The organism is Hyphomicrobiales bacterium, assembly GCA_016125495.1.
Classification (GTDB): domain Bacteria; phylum Pseudomonadota; class Alphaproteobacteria; order Rhizobiales; family RI-29; genus RI-29.
Genome location: WGLQ01000002.1, coordinates 96,180 through 115,905, shown reverse-complemented (window position 1 = coordinate 115,905; position 19,726 = coordinate 96,180). Strand labels below are relative to the sequence as shown.

General features: G+C 66.2%; 15 protein-coding genes and 1 tRNA gene. 8 read left to right on the top strand and 8 right to left on the bottom strand.

The window, feature by feature from the left end:
- Nucleotides 1-85: 85 nt before the first annotated feature.
- A tRNA-Phe gene (locus GC150_01055) sits at nucleotides 86-161 on the bottom strand.
- Nucleotides 162-377: 216 nt separating this feature from the next.
- Between GC150_01055 and GC150_01050 the strand changes: the two genes are divergently transcribed.
- From GC150_01050 to GC150_01040, 3 genes are all read left to right on the top strand, one after another.
- Nucleotides 378-662, top strand: coding sequence for a hypothetical protein (locus GC150_01050; protein ID MBI1383487.1), 285 nt, complete (start codon nucleotides 378-380; stop codon nucleotides 660-662).
- Between the two features lie 160 nt (nucleotides 663-822).
- The gene (locus GC150_01045; protein ID MBI1383486.1) at nucleotides 823-1,920 is read left to right on the top strand and encodes a ferrochelatase; all 1,098 of its coding nucleotides are present in this window, start codon (nucleotides 823-825) and stop codon (nucleotides 1,918-1,920) included.
- Between the two features lie 165 nt (nucleotides 1,921-2,085).
- Nucleotides 2,086-2,574, top strand: coding sequence for an NfeD family protein (locus tag GC150_01040; GenBank protein MBI1383485.1), 489 nt, complete (start codon nucleotides 2,086-2,088; stop codon nucleotides 2,572-2,574).
- 88 nt (nucleotides 2,575-2,662) lie between these two features.
- Here GC150_01040 and GC150_01035 read toward each other — a convergent pair whose 3' ends face one another.
- Entirely contained in the window at nucleotides 2,663-3,691 is a 1,029-nt protein-coding gene (locus tag GC150_01035; protein MBI1383484.1) for a KpsF/GutQ family sugar-phosphate isomerase, read from the bottom strand.
- Nucleotides 3,692-3,951: 260 nt separating this feature from the next.
- On the opposite strand from GC150_01035, the gene GC150_01030 reads away from it, so the two are divergent.
- Nucleotides 3,952-5,856: an outer membrane beta-barrel protein gene (locus tag GC150_01030; GenBank protein MBI1383483.1), complete on the top strand. Its 1,905-nt coding sequence runs from the start codon at nucleotides 3,952-3,954 to the stop codon at nucleotides 5,854-5,856.
- A gap of 16 nt (nucleotides 5,857-5,872) precedes the next feature.
- Here GC150_01030 and galU read toward each other — a convergent pair whose 3' ends face one another.
- Nucleotides 5,873-6,799 (bottom strand): UTP--glucose-1-phosphate uridylyltransferase GalU, encoded by a 927-nt coding sequence (galU, locus tag GC150_01025; GenBank protein ID MBI1383482.1) that lies wholly within the window; start codon nucleotides 6,797-6,799, stop codon nucleotides 5,873-5,875.
- A 383-nt stretch (nucleotides 6,800-7,182) separates the two neighbouring features.
- Here galU and GC150_01020 point away from each other — a divergent pair, with 383 nt between their 5' ends.
- From GC150_01020 to GC150_01005, 4 genes are all read left to right on the top strand, one after another.
- A complete protein-coding gene (locus GC150_01020) occupies nucleotides 7,183-8,511 on the top strand; it encodes a lytic murein transglycosylase (protein ID MBI1383481.1) in 1,329 nt (442 codons plus the stop codon).
- Entirely contained in the window at nucleotides 8,363-9,907 is a 1,545-nt protein-coding gene (locus GC150_01015) for a DUF459 domain-containing protein (GenBank protein ID MBI1383480.1), read from the top strand. The genes GC150_01020 and GC150_01015 overlap by 149 nt, the downstream gene beginning before the upstream one ends.
- Before the next feature lie 130 nt (nucleotides 9,908-10,037).
- Nucleotides 10,038-10,397: a sulfatase-like hydrolase/transferase gene (locus GC150_01010; protein ID MBI1383479.1), complete on the top strand. Its 360-nt coding sequence runs from the start codon at nucleotides 10,038-10,040 to the stop codon at nucleotides 10,395-10,397.
- 78 nt (nucleotides 10,398-10,475) lie between these two features.
- On the top strand, nucleotides 10,476-11,510 hold the full coding sequence (locus tag GC150_01005; protein MBI1383478.1) for a sulfatase-like hydrolase/transferase: 1,035 nt from the start codon (nucleotides 10,476-10,478) through the stop codon (nucleotides 11,508-11,510).
- A 35-nt stretch (nucleotides 11,511-11,545) separates the two neighbouring features.
- Here the strand turns inward: GC150_01005 and GC150_01000 are convergent, their stop codons facing one another.
- From GC150_01000 to gltB, 5 genes are all read right to left on the bottom strand, one after another.
- On the bottom strand, nucleotides 11,546-11,905 hold the full coding sequence (locus tag GC150_01000) for a hypothetical protein (protein ID MBI1383477.1): 360 nt from the start codon (nucleotides 11,903-11,905) through the stop codon (nucleotides 11,546-11,548).
- 123 nt (nucleotides 11,906-12,028) lie between these two features.
- Nucleotides 12,029-13,453, bottom strand: coding sequence for a glutamate synthase small subunit (gene gltD, locus GC150_00995; protein MBI1383476.1), 1,425 nt, complete (start codon nucleotides 13,451-13,453; stop codon nucleotides 12,029-12,031).
- 14 nt (nucleotides 13,454-13,467) lie between these two features.
- Nucleotides 13,468-14,052, bottom strand: a complete 585-nt coding sequence (locus GC150_00990; protein MBI1383475.1) for a glutathione S-transferase family protein — start codon at nucleotides 14,050-14,052, stop codon at nucleotides 13,468-13,470.
- A complete protein-coding gene (locus GC150_00985; GenBank protein MBI1383474.1) occupies nucleotides 14,052-14,552 on the bottom strand; it encodes a hypothetical protein in 501 nt (166 codons plus the stop codon). The genes GC150_00990 and GC150_00985 overlap by 1 nt, the downstream gene beginning before the upstream one ends.
- A 75-nt stretch (nucleotides 14,553-14,627) precedes the next feature.
- Nucleotides 14,628-19,391, bottom strand: coding sequence for a glutamate synthase large subunit (gltB, locus tag GC150_00980; protein ID MBI1383473.1), 4,764 nt, complete (start codon nucleotides 19,389-19,391; stop codon nucleotides 14,628-14,630).
- Nucleotides 19,392-19,726 lie beyond the last annotated feature (335 nt).

Below are 19,726 nucleotides of genomic sequence, written 5' to 3'. Positions count from 1 at the left end.
GGCCGAATTCGGGCTCCAAGACGTGCGGGGGGCTGTCCTCGGACCGAGGCGGCTGCCCACATCTCCAGGCCGGAAAGCGGGGCGATGGTGCCCAGGGCCGGAATCGAACCAGCGACACGCGGATTTTCAGTCCGCTGCTCTACCAACTGAGCTACCTGGGCGCACGCGGCCGGGAGCGTCCACAAGGGCCGTCCAGGCGCCGGGCAAAGCTCTATAGCGACCGCAACCGCCCTTGTCGAGTGCCATTGCCTCGGCCCGCTGGCGCCAACCGCCCGCGTGACGGTTTGAAAGGACCCTCGGATCGGCTACCTGTAGATGGCGCGGAGCACGCTCGGCCGGTCCGAAGGCCCGCCCGCCGCTGAACGACGAGGAGCAGAATGGACGCCACCGCCTGGAAGGAGACGCAATCCGAGAGCCTGCGCGCCTGGCGCCGGACACCGTTCGCGAGCCTCGAGCGCCTGCTGGTCGCCGCCGCGATCGCGGCCGCCTCGATCATGGGCCTCGGCGTCGCCACGGCCATCGTCCGCGGAACGCACCTCATCAGCCACGAGGTCGCGACCGCGATCGGGTCGGTGCTGATCCCGCTCGGCGGCGGTCTCGTTGCCGGAACGCTCGCGCTCTCGGCGGTCGCACTCGTCATGGTGTGGCGTCGGGCCCGTTGAGCTTACCGCGCGCGAGTGGTTTGCCCGGTCCGCACGCCTTTACCAGAGCAGCGCGGCTCCTGACCCCGGCGCTTGCCTCGCCAAGCACCGGGGCGGCTCGGCCGGTGATCCATTCGCCACCGGCATGGGTAGCAACCCTGCCAATGCCACGAGGAGAGCGATGAACATCTTGTCCCAGAATGCTACCGCTCTCGCCGAGCGATCGGCCTTTCTTCCGCCCGACCATCCACCGGTCCGCTTCGGACGCGTCGGCGTGCTGCTCGTCAATCTCGGGACACCGGACGCCACCGACTACTGGTCGATGCGCCGCTACCTTCGCGAGTTCCTGACCGACAAGCGCGTGATCGAATGGCCGCGCGCGATCTGGCTTCCGATCCTCCACGGCATCGTCCTGATGCGTCGGCCGGGCAAGGTCGGCAAGGCCTACGAGGCGATCTGGAACCGCGAGCGCGACGAGAGCTGGCTGCGCACCTACACGCGCAACCAGGCGAACCGGCTCGCCGGGCGTCTCGGAGCCGCCAATGGACCCGATGCACCCGGTGATCTCGTCGTCGACTGGGCGATGCGCTACGGCTCACCCTCTATCCCCGATCGCCTCGAAGCGCTGCGGGCCGCCGGCTGCGAGCGCATCCTGTGGTTCCCGCTCTATCCCCAATACGCCGCCGCGACGACGGCAACCGTGAACGACAAGGCTTTCGACGCTCTCAAACGGATGCGCTGGCAACCGGCCGTGCGCACCGTTCCGCCCTACCACGACGATCCCGTCTACATCGATGCCCTCGCCCGCTCCATCGAGACGCATCTCTCGGCTCTCGACTGGGAACCCGAGGCCGTGATCGCTTCCTATCACGGCATCCCACTGTCGTACTTCCAGCAGGGCGACCCCTACCACTGCCACTGCATGAAGACGTCGCGCCTGCTCACCGAACGGCTCGGCTGGCCGAAGGGGCGCCTCATCACCACCTTCCAGTCGCGCTTCGGCCCCGAAGAATGGCTTCAGCCCTATACGGACGAGACCATCGAACGGCTGGCCCGCGAGGGGGTCCGGCGGATCGCGGTGTTCAACCCGGGGTTCGTTTCGGACTGCCTCGAGACACTCGAGGAAATCGCCGTGGGTGGCCAGGAGATCTTCCACGAGCACGGCGGCGAGAGGTTCGCGCACATCGCCTGCCTCAACGACGGAGATCTCGGAATGGACGTGATCGAGCACGTCACGAGACGCGAACTCGCCGGCTGGCTTCCACCGCCACGCCCGTGACCGGCCACGACGCCGCTCCGCTCCGCAACCAATTATCGAGTAGCCAGCAAAGCGAACACTTTCTATAACTTGGCCCGTGCTTCGTTGCTTGGGAACCGTCCGGGTGGTGGTCGCCAAGTCACCGAAGTGTCATGGCTTGCGCCGCCTTGGGGGAGCGTTCGGGATATGCTCGACTATTTCGTTCAGCTTGGTCCTTGGAATTGGCTTCTGCTTGCCGCCGTCTTGTTCATTCTAGAGACGGTGGTGCCTGGTGTGTTTCTCGTATGGTTTGGTCTTGCGGCGGCCATCGCCGGCGGTGCCGCGATCGCGTTCGATCTGGGGCTGGCGGGCCAGCTCACGATCTTCATCGTGTCCTCGATTCTCACCGTCCTACTCGCCCGACTCTTCGTGAACCGGACCAGCAGAACAGCGGAGGCCGAAACCTTGAACGTGCGCGCCAAGCAATACATTGGACACAACTTCACGTTGAGTGACGCCATTCAGAACGGCCGTGGCCGGATGAAGGTCGGCGATACGGTCTGGGCCGTCGAAGGACCCGAGTTGCCGCTCGGGACGGTCGTCACCGTCAAGGGCGCACGCGGCAACGTCCTTCTCGTCGAGCCGGTCGGCAATGATACGCCGAGCGGTCTTCCTCATGCGGGAACCTTCGGCTGAGCCCCGCAGGAAAGTCCGAGAGAAACGCCCGGCGAGCGCGCCTCGGTCTTCGATGATCGCAGGCTGCGGTTCCGCGCGCCCTGCGCTCTCAGGCAACCCCGATCCGCAGCAGGTCGTGGATGTGGACGATGCCGACGGGCCGGCCGTCCTCGACGACGAACAGTGCCGTGATGCTCGAGGAGTTGATGATCTCGAGCGCTTGCGAGGCGAGCACGTCCGGGCGCACGGTCTTCGGTCGCCGCGTCATCACTGACCCGACCGCCTTCTCGAACAACGTCGGCCCCATGTGTCGGCGCAGGTCACCGTCCGTGAAGATGCCGGCGAGGCGGCCCGCGCCATCGACGATGCCGAGGCAGCCGAAGCTCTTTTCGGTCATGGCCAACAGAGCCTCGGGCATCATCGTCTCGGCCGTCACGAGCGGCAGTCGCTCGCCCCGATGCATGACATCGCTGACGAACTTGAGGCTGGCACCGAGCTGCCCTCCCGGATGGAAGACCTTGAAGTCCTGGGCCGTGAAACCACGCCCTTCGAGCAGCGCGACCGCGAGGCAATCGCCCACCGCGAGTTGCATCACCGTGGAGGTCGTCGGCGCGAGGCCGTGCGGACAGGCTTCGTCCGCCTTCGGAAGTGCCAGCACGATCTCCGACGACTTGGCGAGAGTGGATTCCGGATGCGCCGTGATCGCGACCAGCGGCACCGAGAACCGCCGAGTGTAATTGATGATGTTCTTGAGTTCGGCCGTCTCTCCGGACCACGAAAGCGCGATCACCACGTCGTCGACCGTGATCATCCCGAGATCGCCGTGGCTCGCCTCGCTCGGATGCACGAAATAGGCGGGCGTGCCGGTCGAAGCGAGCGTCGCGGCAATCTTCTGGCCGACATGCCCGGACTTGCCTATGCCCGTTAGGATCACCCGCCCCTTGGCCGCTTGCACCAGCGTGACCGCCCTGGTGAACGGCTCGGCCAGACCGTTCTCGAGCGCCCGTTTGAGGCTCTCCAGTCCGTTCGCCTCGCAGGTCAGTGTGTGCAGGGCGCTGGCAATGGCCGGCTGCGCCGGGGGCACGGAGGGCTCGGCTCGCATGATCTGCTGACCCCTTCTCATCGCGCTCACCACCATGTCGCTTCGTCCCGTGCTCGGTTTCGGCCGGCGGATCCGCCGCCAACCGAGGCTCGCACGCAGCGACTGCGCTGGTGAAGCCTTAGCCGGACCATCGCATCCACGCAACGATTCGCCAGCCCCCCGGCACCCACGCTCTCTGCGGTGTTCCACCGCGACACACAGGAAAAGCTTTCGTTTACCAAGCCGAAAGCCATGACCGTCTAGGGTGCGCATTGGACCGGCTGCCGAGCCGGCGCCGATTGCCAAGAGGTTGCCCGGTGCGCTCCGCCACCCACTTTGTCTGCCGTCTCGTCACGGCGCTGCTGGTTCTGCTCGCGCTTGAAACACAACCGGCGAGCGCACAGACGCGCACGAGCACGCGCGCCGAAACGGCGGGCCAGTTCGGATCGCAGGCGGAATCCGGAACATCGGGCCTCACCGGCTCGCTGGACCCGCTCGTCCCGTCCTCGGGCCCGGCGCGGCGAACCCTAGAGGGCAATCCAGACGCCGCAACGGATGTCGGCGAGCCGGCCCCGCTCGGCTTCGACAACGCCGGACTGCGCAGCTCGTTCGGCAGCCTCGATCCCGCACGTTCGGGTCGGGACGCAGAGACCGGCGCCCCACGGAGCGACGCCGATGCATTGGACGAATTCGAGGAGGACGGCGATGACGCCGCCAATCTCGGCGATGGCAGCGATCCGCGCCTGGGGCTCGAGAACATGGTGCCGCCGGCCCCCGAGGACGGTCTCGGCGAGCCGGTCGAGCCCACCGCTCCACTCGATGGTGATCTTGCGAGCTACGAAGCCGATCAGCCGCCGCGCCCCAGCCCCGACGGCTTTGGTGCCCCGTTGACGCGTGACGGCGCCATTCGCCCGATCGAGTCGGCAACCGGCCTCGACGACGGTCTGCGTCGGGAGGCGGGTCCCCTGGCGGTCCTTCCCGCGCGCCACGCCTTCGGCGAGCCCGAACGCCTACCCGCGCTCACCACCGACCAGCCCGCACTCGACGAACGCGACGCTCGTAACGCTGGCCTCGAGGAGGATCGCCCCTTTGCGCCACTCGGCTGGCGCTACGGTTCGTTCGTTCTGCGGCCGAGCCTCGAGGCGTCCGGACTCGCGACCGACAACGTGCGCGCAAGCTCCGGCACGGCCGATGCCGACACCGCGCTCGAATTGCGCCCTGCCTTCACCATCACGAGCGACTGGCGCCGCCACGCGCTCGAGGTCGACGTCGAGGGGCTCGCAACCTTCCATGCCGGCTTTCCCGAGGAGGACGACCGCGCGCTTCGGGCCATCGCCCGCGCCCGGATCGACATCCGCGAGGACACCGCCCTCACTGGCGAACTCCGCTACGAACTGCAGCAGGAGGCCCGCGGAGAGCTCGAGAGCGGCGCAACGGGTGCCGGCGAGCGTCCGAACATCGAAACCTTTGCCGCCTCGCTGGCGCTCGACCGGCGCTTCAACCGACTCGACGTCGGACTGCGGGCCGGCCTCGAGCGCTTCGACGATGCCCTCGTGACCGCGGGCGGCGTGCCGGCCACCGGCAACGAGCGGGACTATCTCGAGGTTGTCGGCGGTGCCCGGGCGGCCCTGAACCTGAAGCCTGGCCTCTCGCTCTTCGTCGAGGGAGAGAGCAATGATCGCGACTATGCCCTCGCCACCTTCGACGACGGCTTTACGCGTGATCATCGCCGCGAGCGGCTCGTTGCGGGGATCGAAGGCGAATTGAGCCGCGCCGTTCTGACCGGTCGCGCCGCCGTCGGCTATGGCCGAATCCGCCCCGACGAGGCCAGCTTCGGCCAACTCGACGGCATCGTCGTCGATGCCAGCCTCACCTGGCTTCCCTCCGCGCTCACCACGGTCCGCTTGCGCGGCGCCAGTGAACTCGAGCCGACCACACTCGCCGGCTCGCCGGGCTCGCGCACGACCGCCTACGCGCTCGAGATCGAGCACGCTTTCCGCCGCTATTTCCTGGCAACGGCGGGCCTGGCCTATGGAACGCAGGACTACGAGGGCGTCGACATCGAGGAAAGCGAGCTGGCGGCCTTCGTTGCCGCCGAGTACTTCCTGCGCCGTGGCCTCACCGTCACCGCACGCCTCGAGCACACGAGCTTTCAAAGCTCGCTCCCGGATCGCGACTACGACGTTTCCTCGGTCCGCCTCGGAATGCGCGTCGCCCCCTAGCCTCGGGTACGCTGCCTCAGACCGCGCGCCTCACCAGCGCCGGGCGCGCGGTCTTGGCCTTTCCGCTCCCATCGAGGATGTCCCGGATGCCTTGGCTGAAGGGACCGGCGAGCGCACCATCCTCGAGCGCGAGCGCCACGTTGGCGAGCAGGAAGCCGAGCTTGGAACCGCAATCGAACGTCTGTCCGTCGTGCTCGAAAGCAACGAACGACTGGCTGGCGAGCAGCTTGAGCATGGCGTCCGTCAGCTGGATTTCGTCGCCCGCGCCACGCTCCTGGCTCGCGAGGATGCCGAAGATTTCGGGCTGCAGGATGTAGCGCCCCATGATGTAGAGGTTGGACGGCGCGGTTCCAGGCTTCGGCTTTTCGACCATGTTGCGCACCGGCCAGACGGGCCCCGGCCCATCCGCGATGCCGACGATGCCGAATTTGTGTGCCTCTTTGGCATCGACGCGCTCGACGCCGACGACGTTGCCACCGCCGACATCGTGATAGACGTCCATCATCTGCGCGAGGCAACTCTTGCCCTCGGTCTTGACGATCATGTCGGGCAGCAGCAGCGCGAACGGCTCGTCACCGACGAGGTCGCGGGCGCACCACACCGCGTGCCCGAGGCCGAGTGGCGCCTGCTGGCGCGTGAAACTCGTCTGGCCGGCGCCCGGCATGAGTTCCTCGAGCATGTTGATCTCGGCGAGCTTGGCCTTCTCGCGAAGCGTCATCTCGAGTTCGACCGAGCGGTCGAAATGATCCTCGATCACGTGCTTGTTGCGCCCGGTCACGAAGATGAAATGCTCGATCCCGGCCTCGCGCGCCTCGTCGACGACGTGCTGGATCACCGGCCGGTCGACGACCGTCAGCATCTCCTTGGGCATTGCCTTCGTGGCTGGCAGGAAGCGGGTGCCGAGCCCCGCCACGGGAAAAACCGCCTTGCGTATGCGCTTCATCGCCGGTCGCCTCGTTCGGTTGGCCGCGTCACGGCGGACCACGCTGGTCCACCGAGGATGCACACGAGATCGTGCATGGTCGGGGCCATGCAATCGCGCAACTCCATGCGATCGACCATCATCATTACCAGACCATTACGATTCTGGCTCTCTTCTGGCATCGCCGACCGGCCCGGGGTCACCCCCTCCCACCACCGGTCCCGAACATGTTAGTATGACGGGCGAGTTCGATGCCATTGACGAAACTGGCACCGGGCCGACCGGCAAGCCCGTCCGACACCACGGGACCGGACGGCGCGATCAACCCGAAGGGGACCCGCCCCGACATGGTAGCGCCGTTCCGCCATGCGCGTTCCGTCTTGCGGCTGGTCCGAGGCCGCGCGATGCCCCGCCATACCCGGCGTCGGCGGCTGTCGTCGCTCCTGGTCGGCGTCGCCACGATGGTCCTCGCGCCGTCGCTCGAGGCATCCGCCCGCCCCCCGCTCCCCGAACGCAAGGCGAGTCCGATGGTCGTATCCTCCCCCGGTGGCCAAGCGAGCACGACGGACGAGGCCAGCGAACTCGCAAGCCTGCTCTCGGAGCTGGCGACCGAGGCCGAGGCCAAAGGCGTCTCGCGGACCACTTTCGCAACGGCGACCGCCGGTCTCACGATTGACCCAACCATCGTCGATCTCCTTGAAAACCAACCCGAACACTCCCGCAGCGTCGCCGACTACCTTGCCTTGGCCGTCTCCGAAACCCGCATCGCCAACGGCGGCGAGAAGCTCGCGGGCGAGGCCACGGTGCTCGCGGCCATCGAGGCCCGCCACGGCGTTCCGCGTCAGACGCTCGTTGCTATCTGGGGCCTCGAGTCCGGCTATGGCCGCAGCGCCGGCACGCGTTCAGTGGTGCGCTCGCTGGCAACGCTGGCACTGCGCGGCGGCCGGCGGGCCGACTACGGACGCCGCCAACTCGTCGCAGCCCTCGAGATTCTCGAAGCCGGCGATGTCACTCCAGCCGCCATGGTCGGCTCGTGGGCCGGCGCCATGGGCCATACCCAGTTCATCCCGACCACATTCCTCTCGCACGCCGTCGACTTCGACGGCGACGGCCGCCGCGATCTCTGGGGCTCGCACGCCGACGCCCTCGCCTCGACCGCCAACTACCTCGTGGCCTCGGGCTGGCAGACGGGCGAACCATGGGGCATCGAGGTCGCCCTGCCCGAAGGCTTCGACTACGCGCTGACGGGCCTGCGCGCTCCGCGCTCGCTTTCCGAATGGTCCGGGCTCGGCGTCGTCCGTCTCGGAGGAGGCGCACTCACCGGTCTGCCGGCCGAGGGCACGGTTCTGGTACCGGCTGGCGCCAGCGGACCGGCATTCCTCGTCTTTTCCAATTTCCGCGCCATCCTGCGCTACAATCAGTCGACGTCCTACGCGCTCGCCATCGGACATCTCGCCGACCGGCTCGCGGGCGGCCCGCCCTTCGCGCGCCCGTGGCCGACCGGCGATCGTCCACTGAAACGCGAGGAGCGTGAGGAACTGCAGTCGCTTCTCGTTGCGCGCGGCCACTCTACTGGCGGAATCGATGGTATCATCGGGCCGGCGACGCGCGAGGCGTTGCGGCGCTTCCAGCAGACGATCGGTCTTCCGGCGGATGGCCATCCGACAGCCGAGCTTCTGCAACGACTGCGCGAGACGACGAGCAAGGATGGGAGCACGCCGAGCGATGGCTGACCGGAACCCCAGTGTCCGCATCACCGGACCAGCCGCTTGGCATCGCACCTTCTGGCGAGCGGTCGCACGAAGCCGGCAAGTGTTGCGCGCAGCCTTCGGCTTTCTGCTCGTTCCGGTCGTTGTCACCCTCGGGCTCGCTGCCGTCACCCATCCCGCCGCCGCCCAGTTCAGCTCGAGCTATGTCACCCCATTCCCGCCGGATGGCCGCTACCGCGTCATGGTGATCGGCGATTCGCTCGCCGAGGGCCTCACGGGCGGCCTGCGAGGCGAGTTGGAAAAGGACGGCGGCATCCAATTGCTCGGCAAAACCGCCTGGGGCGTCGGGCTCACCGCCGGCGGCGCCCTCGACGCGCTGTCCGTCACCCGTAAGGCCGTCGCCGACAGCGACTTCCAGATCGCGATCGTCCTGTTCGGCGTCAGCGACTGGCGACAGATTCGCGTGGACGGCAAACGCCTGAAACCGGGTTCCGACGAGTGGATCGCAGCCTACACCACGCGCGTCGATGCCATGCTGGAGCGGCTCGCCACCGAGAAAGCGGCCGTCTATTGGGTCGGCCTGCCGATCGTTCGCGGCCGTGAGCGCGTCGAGATCGCGAGCACCCTCAATCTCATCTTCCGTGAGCGCGCCGCGCGCCGCGGACTGCGCTACATCGACACCTGGGCCGCCTCCGCCGACCAGGAAGGCGGCTACACCGACTACGGCCCCGACATGGAAGGTCGCGTCCGCCGGCTGCGCGACAAGGACGGCATCCATTTCACCGCGAGCGGTTACGGCACCCTCGCCCACTTCGTCGCCAAGTCCATCCAGCGCGACATCGCAACGGCCCGCACGCAACAGGACGTGCCTCTCGCCGGCGACGAGGAGGAGCAGCAGCGCATCTCCGAGCGCCGGCGGCCGAACTTCTCGGCGACGCCCGAAGCCGTCGGCCAGCGTCTCACGGAGGGCCCGATCAGCCAGCGCCTGCCGCTCGGCGAACTCATCGAGTACAAGGACGACACCTCCAAGGTCGTCCTGACGATTACCCCCGATCTCGGCGCCGCGATCGCCAGCGGCGACATCACCGCGAGCCGCCGCGAGCTGGAGATCGAACTGCCCCGCCCCGCGATTCCGACCGCCGTCGTCCAGCATATCCGTCGCCGTTCCGGCGCCGCCGCACCCGCCGCCTCCGGCCCGCTCGAGTTCAATCTCGCGACCGGCGCGACGCTCATCGGCCAGATCACGCCCGAGGAGGAATGGACCCAGACGCGCGGCCGCCGCGTGCCGATCACCCAGACGCCCTATTACAAGGTTCTGGTGAAGGGCGAGCGGCTGCCTTCCAAGCCCGGACGCGCCGACGATTTCTCGTGGCCGCCCCCCTCCGGTTCCTCGACCGTTGCCCGCCAGCCTTCCGGCTGAGTTGCTGGAGATCGGCGACCATCGCCCTGTTGCGCGCCAACCGCTATCCATCATCTCGGACACCCTCTAGAAGACGCAGATATCGCGTCTCGACTGGCTGCGCGGCTTCGATGCGAGCGGACCAGAGCCAATGATGGAGAGCCCCGTGGGCAACGATCGACCGAATATCCTCCTCGTCATGGCGGACCAGATGACGCCTTTCATGCTGGAGGCGTGCGGCTATCCGATCGCACGAACCCGCCACATGAAGGCCCTTGCGGAGCGCGCCGTGAATTTCACGACGGCCTACACGCCGAGTCCGATCTGCGTCCCGGCCCGCTCCTGCCTGATGACCGGACTCTACACCTCCACCACGGGCTGCTACGACAACGGCGATCCATATCACAGCTTCATACCGACCTTCGCCCACTACCTCACCAACGCGGGCTACGACACGGTGCTCTCGGGCAAGATGCATTTCGTCGGCGCCGACCAGTTGCACGGGTTCTGACGACGCCTGAACACAGATATTTATCCCTCTGGCTTCATCTGGTCGTATCCGCTCCTGCCCGAGAACGATCCGGAGGCAATGGCATTCGACTTCGCGCCCCAGTACCAAGCGGAGAATATCGGTCCGGGCTGGAGCAAGGAGTTGCAGTACGACGAGGAGACGCATTTTCGGGCGCTCGAATACTTGCGTCACGCACCTGACCGCCCCTTCATGCTGACGGTGTCATTCACGAATCCGCATCCGCCGTACATCGTGCCTCGCGCCTATTGGGAGATCTACAAGGACGCCGATCTGCCCTTGCCGAACTATCCCGGCGACATGGATGAGAGATATTCGGACTTCGACCGGGCATTCATCCGCTGGTACGGGCTCGACCGCAAGAGCATCCGGGACCCGCGCCATCTGATCGCCATGCGCCGCGGCTTTGCGGCGCTCGCGCACTACGTCGACGACAAGTTGGGCGAACTGCTCGCGGTGCTGGAAGAAAAGGGACTGAGGCGGAACACGATCGTCATCCTGACGTCCGATCACGGCGAAATGCTCGGCGAGAAGGGACTGATCCAGAAGCGCAGCCTCTACGAGTGGTCCGCGCGCATTCCACTGATCATCGATTTCCCGGGCGCGGGTCATCGCACGGTCGAAACTCCCGTTTCACTGATCGATCTCCCCGCGACCCTCATCGACCTCGTAGGGGCTGCGCCCGCGCGCCCGCTGGACGGACGCTCACTGATGCCGGCGCTGCTTGGCGATCCACTGGACGAGGTCCCGGTCATCTCCGAGTACCATGGTGAAGGCATCATGCGCCCGAGCTTCATGGTGCGGAAGGGGCGCTGGAAATACCTTTATTGCCATCGCTCCGCGCCGCAATTGTTCGACATGCTCGAGGATCCGGGCGAGTGGAACAATCGCGCCGGCGATCCGAGCGTTGCAGATGTCGAGCGCGAACTCGATGCGCTGATCACCAAGGGCCAATTCGATCTCGACGCCATCGAAAGGGATATATGGTCCCGGCTCGCCCAAAAGCAAGTCGTCAACGCTGCCATGGCGACCAATGGAACAGCGTGGGACTATAAGGTCGAATCCGACACGGCGGGGCGGTATGTTCGCGTCTAGCTGAAGTTCCGCGCCCCCCGCCCCGGCCCGCCGCTTCAGTCCGCGATCTCGACGGCGCACTCGAAGCCGTCGTATTGCCATCCTCGCGCGCGGGCGAATTGCGAAAGGGCCTCGGTCGTTTCGTCGAAATCGGTCGAGGCGACCTCACGGTATTCCTCCGCGATGACGCCATTCCTGCATTTCGCAAGGTCGACCTCGAAGCCGAGCCCCCGCAATTCCTCCGCCATCGCGGCCTCCGTGAAGGTCGCATCGTCGTCGTGAAAGAGGAAATGCAGGACGTGGCGCACGGCCCTCCCGTTGTCGCCATGTCCGGCGAGGGCCTTGCGCACCTTGTCGTTTTTCGTGACGGTGTGCTCGCTGGCTCGAACGCGGGGAAACGGGGACTGGCGGCTCACGGTTCTCTCCTATGACGGATCGCGACCGAAGACCTATGATACCGCGGGGCTTGCCATCCGGTTAGCCATGGTCGGCGTCGGTGGATCATGTTTACCGAAATCCTCCCGACCGTCCCCCACCGTCTAGCGCGGCAGCACGCTCGCCCCCATCAGCGCCTTGTCGATGGCATGCGCCGCCTGCCGACCCTCGCGGATCGCCCAGACGACGAGCGACTGGCCGCGCCGCATATCCCCGGCAACGAACACCTTTTCATGTGAGGTGCGATAGCTGCGATCGTCCGCCTTGACGTTGCGCCGCCCATCGAGCGCGAGCCCGAATTCCGTGATCGGCCCCGCCGCCACCGGATGGACGAAGCCCATGGCGAGCAGCACGAGGTCGGCCGGCAGCACGAACTCGCTGCCCTCGATCTCCTGGAATTTCTCGTCGCAACGTGCGCAGACGAGTTGCGTCACCCGCCCATTCAATCCCTCGAAGCGCTTCGTGGTGACGGAGAATTCCCGCGCTGCTCCCTCGGCCTGGCTCGAGGAGGTACGCATCCGGAGCGGCCAGTGCGGCCAGGTCAGCCCCTTGTTCTCCTTTGCCGGCGGCTCCGGCATGATCTCGAGCTGCGTCACCGAGATGGCACCCTGCCGGAACGCCGTGCCGATGCAGTCGGACCCCGTATCCCCGCCCCCGATCACCACGACGTGCCTCCCGCCGGCGGTTTCGAGCGTACCGAGGGTGCGATCGACCGGCTCGCCCCCGTTGCGTCGGTTCTGCTGAGGAAGATAATCCATGGCCCGATAGATGCCGACGAGCTCCCGCCCGGGGATGGCCAGCTCCCGCGGTTCCTCCGAACCGCAGGCGAGCAAGACGGCATCATGCGTGTCCAGGAGCTGGCGGCTCGTCAAATCCTTCCCGACCGCCGCATTGCAATGAAAGACGACACCTTCGGCCTCCATCTGCGCGATGCGCCGGTCGACGATGTGCTTTTCCATCTTGAAGTCCGGGATGCCGTAGCGCAGCAGGCCGCCGGGTTTGGCGTTCTTCTCGAAGACGTGCACCTCGTGGCCGGCCCGCGCGAGCTGTTGCGCGGCAGCCAGCCCCGCCGGGCCCGAACCGACGACGGCCACCTTGCGTCCGGTCCGCTCGGTCGGCGGCTGCGGCTGGATCCAGCCTTCATCGAAGCCGCGGTCCGCGATCGCGCACTCGATCGACTTGATGGTGACGGGCGTGTCCGGAATATTGAGCGTGCAGCTCGCCTCGCACGGCGCCGGGCAGACGCGACCGGTGACTTCGGGAAAATTGTTCGTGGAATGGAGGTTGGACAGGGCCGTCTCCCACTCTCCCCGGTAGACGAGATCGTTCCAGTCTGGGATCTGATTGTTCACCGGACAGCCGTTGTGGCAGTACGGGATACCGCAATCCATGCAGCGCGCGGCCTGCTTTTTGGTCTCCGCCTCACCGAGGGCCGTGACGAACTCCCGGAAATGGCGGACACGCTCCTCCACCGGCCGGTAGCCGCGATCCTTGCGTTCGAACTCCAGAAATCCCGTGGGCTTGCCCATCAAATTCGCTCCCCTCAGAGCTCGACGCCAAGCGCGCTCTCGCAGCGCGCGATCCATTGCCGTACCGCCGGCCGGCCGGCGAGATCGAAACCGCCCTCTTGGGCTACCCGCGTATAGGTCAGGAGCGCGATGTCGGCGATGGTCAGGCGGCCGGCAGCGAACCATTCCCGCCCCGTCAGTTCCTTTTCCATCTGATCCAGCGCGCGGTTGCCCCGCTCCATCCGCCATGGCTCGACTTCGGCTGCCGGCTTGCCGAGGTAAACCCTCTGGAAGCGCGCGCCCGCAACGAAGAATTCGTGCGAATTCTGCTCCCAGAACAGCCATTCGTCGACCTTGGCCTGCGCGAAGGGATCGTCCGGCAGCAGCCCCGAGCCGCGGGCCAAAAAGCGCATGATCCCATTGGACTGGGCAAGACAGCGCCCATCGTCGAGCACGACTGCCGGCACCTGCCCCTGGCTGAACCGCGCCAGATAGGCGGGCGTGCGGCTTTCGCCCTTCATGACATCGACGTCGACCCAGGTGTAGTCGAGCCCCAGGTGATCGGCGGTCCACTTCACCTTGAGGCAGTTGCCCGAATTACGGTCTCCGAAGATCCGCATCATGTCGCTGGTCCCTGATCGCGAAAGGCCGAGAAGGCCTCGGCCGCGGCCGGCCCGGCTGCCGTTTCCCAGTCCGCCTTGCCCTTCTTGGCGTATGCGACCCAGTCGGAGTTGCGGCGATACCAGCCGAGGCCCACCCGATCGAACGCGTCGACCCCGCTCTCCGTCCCGACACCGAGATGGGCGAGCCCCGCATTGATCGCTCCCTTTGAAACGCCGAACGCCAGTTGTCGATCCGGCGACCACACCGCCGCCCCCTGCTCGCCCTGGCCACCGAAATATGCCGTCGCCACCAGAACCACCGCTTCCTCACTCCCTATCCTGGCGCCGATCCCGAGAAGTCCGCTGCCCGGCGTGTCCGGCGGATCGAACGACCATCCGGCCTTGACGAGCAGGGCCAACCCGAGCGCGAGCGGCGCAACGACAGCCCCGTAGGCAAGGCTTTGGTGGCGCGACAACAATTCGCGGCGCGCGACGAATCCGAGAATGTTGTGTGCCAACTCCCTCTCCTGGCCTCGTGGTCCGACCGAGAACTCGTGGCCCCCGTCCGGCGCTCGAATCCCTCCCCGGGCGACCTACTCCGCGGCCGGTTTGCGGGCCTGCTCCGTGACGCCGATCTCGAGGACGTCGAGACCCGTCGTGTCGGCCTCCTGCGCCCGTGCCAGCTCGGCGAGTGCCCGGCGGTACTCTACCGGCATGACCTTGACGAATTTTCCGCGCTCCACGTCCCAGTTCTCGAGGATTTCCTTCGCGCGCCGCGAGCCCGTGTAGCGGGCATGGTTGCGGATGAGAACGAAAAGCCGCTCCTCGTCCCGGTTGCTCATGTCACGCATCACATCGACCAGCCCGTGCGTATCCAGCTCTCCGGCCTGCGGCCCTGCCAGACGGCGCCCCTCGAGTTCGGCTTCGACCGGTTGCAGATCGACCATCGACTGGTTGCAGCGGACAGCGAAATCATTTTTTTCATCATAGACATAAGCGATGCCGCCGGACATCCCGGCAGCGAAATTCCGCCCCGTCTGGCCGAGCACCACGACGCAGCCACCCGTCATGTACTCGCAGCCGTGATCGCCCGTTCCCTCGACCACCGCGACCGCTCCCGAGTTCCGCACCGCGAACCTCTCGCCGGCCACACCGAGGAAGTAGCACTCCCCGCTGATCGCACCATAGAGCACCGTGTTTCCGACGATGATGCTCCTGGCGGCGTCGATTTTCGATCCCTTGGGTGGCCTGACCACGATCCGTCCACCCGAAAGGCCCTTGCCGACATAGTCGTTGGCCTCGCCTTCGAGTTCGAGCGTCACACCCTTGGCCGCCCACGCCCCGAAGCTCTGACCGGCCGTTCCGGTAAGCGAAATGTGGATGGTATCGTCCGCGAGGCCGGCATGGCCGTAGCGGCGTGCGACCTCGCCCGAAAGCATCGCCCCGAATGTCCGGTTCGTGTTCCGGATGGCAAGGTCCATGCGCACTGGCTGACGTCGCTCGAGCGCCGCCTGCGCTTTCTCGATCACTTGCCGGTCGAGCACATCATCGATGGCGTGAACTTGCCGTTCGACACACCTGACGGCGACGTCGTCGCCAACCTCCGGCTTGTGGAAGAGACGTGAAAAGTCGAGCCCCTTGGCCTTCCAGTGTCCGACGGCACGCTCCTTGTCGAGCAACTCGGTTCGCCCGATCGCTTCCTCGAGCGAGCGCATGCCGAGCGAGGCGAGAATTTCGCGCACCTCCTCGGCGACGAAGAAGAAATAGTTGATGACGTGCTCCGGCTGTCCGGAGAAGCGCTTGCGGAGCAAGGGGTCCTGCGTTGCGACGCCGACCGGACAGGTGTTGAGATGGCACTTGCGCATCATGATACAGCCGGCCGCGATGAGCGGCGCGGTTGCAAAGCCGAATTCGTCCGCCCCGAGCAGCGCACCGACGATGACGTCGCGCCCGGTACGCACGCCGCCGTCGACCTGCACGCGGATGCGCCCCCTGAGGCGGTTGAGCACGAGCGTCTGCTGCGTCTCTGCGAGACCGATCTCCCAGGGACTGCCGGCGTGCTTGATGGACGTGAGCGGGCTCGCCCCCGTGCCTCCCTCGAAGCCAGAGATGGTGACGTGATCGGCCTTGGCCTTGGCGACGCCCGCCGCGACCGTACCGACGCCCACTTCCGAAACCAGCTTGACGGAAATATCCGCCCTCGGATTGGTGTTCTTGAGGTCGAAGATGAGCTGCGCGAGGTCCTCGATGGAATAGATGTCGTGATGCGGCGGCGGCGAGATCAGCCCGACGCCCGGCGTCGAATGGCGCACCTTTGCGATCGTCGGGTCGACCTTGTGGCCAGGCAATTGACCGCCCTCGCCGGGTTTTGCTCCCTGCGCCATCTTGATCTGGATCATGTCGGCGTTGACGAGATATTCCGCCGTCACTCCGAAGCGGCCGGACGCCACCTGCTTGATCGCCGAGCGCATGCTGTCGCCGTTGGCGAGCGGCACGTACCGGTCCGCCTCCTCGCCGCCTTCCCCCGTATTCGATTTGCCGCCGATCCGGTTCATCGCGATGGCGAGCGTCGTGTGCGCCTCGCGGCTGATCGACCCGAAGCTCATTGCTCCGGTGGAAAACCGCTTGACGATCTCTTCCGCCGGCTCGACTTCCTCCAGCGGTACCGGTGCGCGTGCAGCCTCCTCGGCGGACCTGATGCGGAAGAGCCCGCGCATCGTCATCAGCCGTTCGCCCTGCTCGTTCACCGCACGCGCGAAGTCGCGGTATTTCTCCGGCAATTTTCCGCGTACCGCATGCTGCAGGTCCGCGACCGTCTGCGGCGTCCAGGAATGCCGTTCGCCGCGAATGCGGAAGGCATATTCTCCCCCGACCTCGAGCGCGCCGGCCAGCACCGGAGACGCGCCGAACGCCAGACCGTGCCGCTCCACTGTCTCCCGCGCGATCTCGGCCAGACCAACGCCCTCGACCTGGGTGTGCGTGCCCGTGAAATAGCGATCGACGAACGCCCGCTTCAGCCCGACGGCATCGAAGATTTGCGCTCCACAATACGACTGGTAGGTCGAAATGCCCATTTTGGACATGACCTTTAGAATACCCTTGTCGATCGCCTTGATGTAGCGCTTCTGTGCCTCCTCGGCCGGAATGGGTTGGTCGAGGTCGCCGACCAGCTTCTCGATCGTCTCGAACGCGAGATAGGGATTGATCGCCTCGGCGCCGTATCCTGCGAGCGTGCAGAACTGGTGCACCTCGTGCGCCTCCCCGGTCTCGACGACGAGACCGACCGAGGTCCGCAGCCCGCAGCGGATGAGGTGGTGGTGCACCGCCGATGTAGCCAGCAGGGAGGGAATCGGAATGCGGTCCGGCCCCACCATGCGGTCGGAGATGATGATGATGTTGAACTGGTCGCCGTCCTCGATGCCGACAGCCACCTCCGCCTGCTTGCAGATGCTCGCCAGCGCCGGCTTCATGCCGTTGACGCCATTGGTCGCGGGATAGGTGATGTCGATCGTGATCGTGCGGAACCGGTTGTCGGCGACGTCCGCGATGCGGCGCACGCGCTCGAGCTGGTCGTTCGTCAGGATCGGCTGTGCGACTTCCAACCGCTTCAGCCGCGACGTACTCGTCACGTCGAGGATGTTCGGACGCGGTCCGATGAAGGAGACCAGCGACATCACCAGTTCCTCGCGGATCGGATCGATCGGCGGGTTCGTCACCTGCGCGAAATTCTGCTTGAAGTAGGTGTGCAGCAGTTTCGCGTGATCGGAGAGAGCGGAAATCGGCGTGTCCGTCCCCATGGAGCCGACTGCCTCCTGACCGGTCAGCACCATCGGCGCCATCAGCATCTTGAGGCTTTCCTGGGTGTAGCCGAAGGCTTGCTGGAGATCGAGCAACGCCGCGCCCGACCGCTTGTGCCGCGCCCGTCCCTCCGGTAGATCGGCGACCAGGATCTGGCTGCCCGCCAACCACTCGCGATAAGGATTCTTGCGCGCGATCCGCGACTTCAGCTCATCATCGTCGATGATCCGCCCTTCTTCGAGGTCGATCAGCAGCATCTTGCCCGGTTGCAGGCGCCACTTGCGGGTTATTTTCTCTTCCGCAACCGGCAGCACCCCAGCTTCCGAAGCCATCACCACACGGCCGTCGTTCGTTTCGTAGTAGCGGGCGGGCCTCAGGCCGTTACGGTCGAGCGTGGCGCCGATCTGGCGGCCATCGGTGAAGGCGACCGCCGCCGGTCCGTCCCACGGCTCCATGAGCGCGGCGTGGTATTCGTAGAAGGCCTTGCGGTCCTCGTCCATGAGCGGATTTCCCGCCCATGCTTCCGGAATCAGCATCATGGCGGCGTGCGCCAGCTCGTAGCCCCCCATGTAGAGGAACTCGAGAGCGTTGTCGAAACACGCCGTATCCGACTGGCCTTCATAGGAGATCGGCCAGAGCTTTCCGATATCTGGGCCAAAGAGCGGGGACGAGACGCTGGCCTGGCGCGCGGCCATCCAGTTCACGTTCCCCCTCAGCGTGTTGATCTCCCCGTTGTGGGCGACCATGCGGTAGGGATGCGCCAGCTTCCAGGATGGGAATGTATTGGTCGAGAAGCGCTGATGGACCAACGCGAGGGCGGAGGCGAATTCCGGATCGTGCAGGTCGCTGTAGTACGCCCCGAGCTGGTCGGCGAGGAACATGCCCTTGTAGACCATCGTCCGGCTGGAGAGCGAAACGGTGTAGAAACCGTTGTCGCGTCCCTCGGTCTGCGCGTAGATGCGGTTCGAGATGACCTTGCGCAGCACGTAGAGCCGGCGCTCGAAATCGTCGCCCGAAAGGCCCTTGGCGCCCGGCCCCCTGCCGATGAACACCTGGGCGTGGCGTGGCTCGGTCGCGATGACGCCGTCCGAGAGGCACGAGTTGTCGGTCGGCACCTCGCGCCAGCCGAGCAATTCCAGCCCTTCGCTCGCCGTCACCTCGGCGACCAGCTCCTCGCATTGCGCGCGGATCGCGTCGTCCTGCGGCATGAAGAAGAACCCGGCACCATAATCGCCCGCCTCGGGCAACGCGATGCCGAGGCCCGCGCACTCCCGCCTGAGGAACTCATCCGGCAACTGGACGAGCATGCCGGCCCCATCGCCAGCCAACGGGTCGGCCCCGACCGCGCCGCGGTGGGTGAGGTTCTCCAGGATCCTCAGCCCGTCCGTGACGATCTCGTGGCTCTTTCGCCCCTTGAGGTCGGCAACGAAGCCGACACCACAGGCGTCGTGCTCGAGCGAGGGATCATAGAGGCCCGCCGTCGGGGCAACCGGTTTGCGAGCGCGCGACCCAATCGTCCGCGGCTGCCGGATGCTGCCCCTGATCGTGGGTTGCGACATGATCCCTCTCCTTGCCCTTCGCAGTGCCGGCCGCGCCTTCTCGGCGGGGCCCCACCAGAACATCATGGACCGGCGTTCCATCGCCGTGCTCGCGGTACGCCTCGAGCGGCACGGTCGAGCAAAGGAACATTCGCGCACCGAAGCGGCCCTACCCGCACCGTCGCCGGTGGTCGAAAGCCGTTCCGCTGCAATGGATTGCGCGAGTGCGCCGATCATATATTAGGACAGCATGGCTGACCTATCTACGGGAAGTTGCCATAATCGGCGAACGTTTGCAACAATCGAAATCGCGGCGCCCCCCATGTCGCAACAATGCTGCCGGGCTCGCGTGCCCG

What these genes read in the sequence shown, in the direction of transcription:
- gltD (MBI1383476.1), bottom strand. Translation starts at nt 13,453, where the DNA reads ATGGGCAAGCCCACGGGATTTCTGGAGTTCGAACGCAAGGATCGCGGC.
- GC150_01040 (MBI1383485.1), top strand. Translation starts at nt 2,086, where the DNA reads ATGCTCGACTATTTCGTTCAGCTTGGTCCTTGGAATTGGCTTCTGCTT.
- gltB (MBI1383473.1), bottom strand. Translation starts at nt 19,391, where the DNA reads ATGTCGCAACCCACGATCAGGGGCAGCATCCGGCAGCCGCGGACGATT.
- GC150_01045 (MBI1383486.1), top strand. Translation starts at nt 823, where the DNA reads ATGAACATCTTGTCCCAGAATGCTACCGCTCTCGCCGAGCGATCGGCC.
- GC150_01050 (MBI1383487.1), top strand. Translation starts at nt 378, where the DNA reads ATGGACGCCACCGCCTGGAAGGAGACGCAATCCGAGAGCCTGCGCGCC.
- GC150_01010 (MBI1383479.1), top strand. Translation starts at nt 10,038, where the DNA reads ATGATGGAGAGCCCCGTGGGCAACGATCGACCGAATATCCTCCTCGTC.
- GC150_01035 (MBI1383484.1), bottom strand. Translation starts at nt 3,691, where the DNA reads ATGGTGGTGAGCGCGATGAGAAGGGGTCAGCAGATCATGCGAGCCGAG.
- GC150_00990 (MBI1383475.1), bottom strand. Translation starts at nt 14,052, where the DNA reads ATGCGGATCTTCGGAGACCGTAATTCGGGCAACTGCCTCAAGGTGAAG.
- GC150_01020 (MBI1383481.1), top strand. Translation starts at nt 7,183, where the DNA reads ATGCCCCGCCATACCCGGCGTCGGCGGCTGTCGTCGCTCCTGGTCGGC.
- GC150_01015 (MBI1383480.1), top strand. Translation starts at nt 8,363, where the DNA reads ATGGTATCATCGGGCCGGCGACGCGCGAGGCGTTGCGGCGCTTCCAGC.
- galU (MBI1383482.1), bottom strand. Translation starts at nt 6,799, where the DNA reads ATGAAGCGCATACGCAAGGCGGTTTTTCCCGTGGCGGGGCTCGGCACC.
- GC150_01005 (MBI1383478.1), top strand. Translation starts at nt 10,476, where the DNA reads ATGGCATTCGACTTCGCGCCCCAGTACCAAGCGGAGAATATCGGTCCG.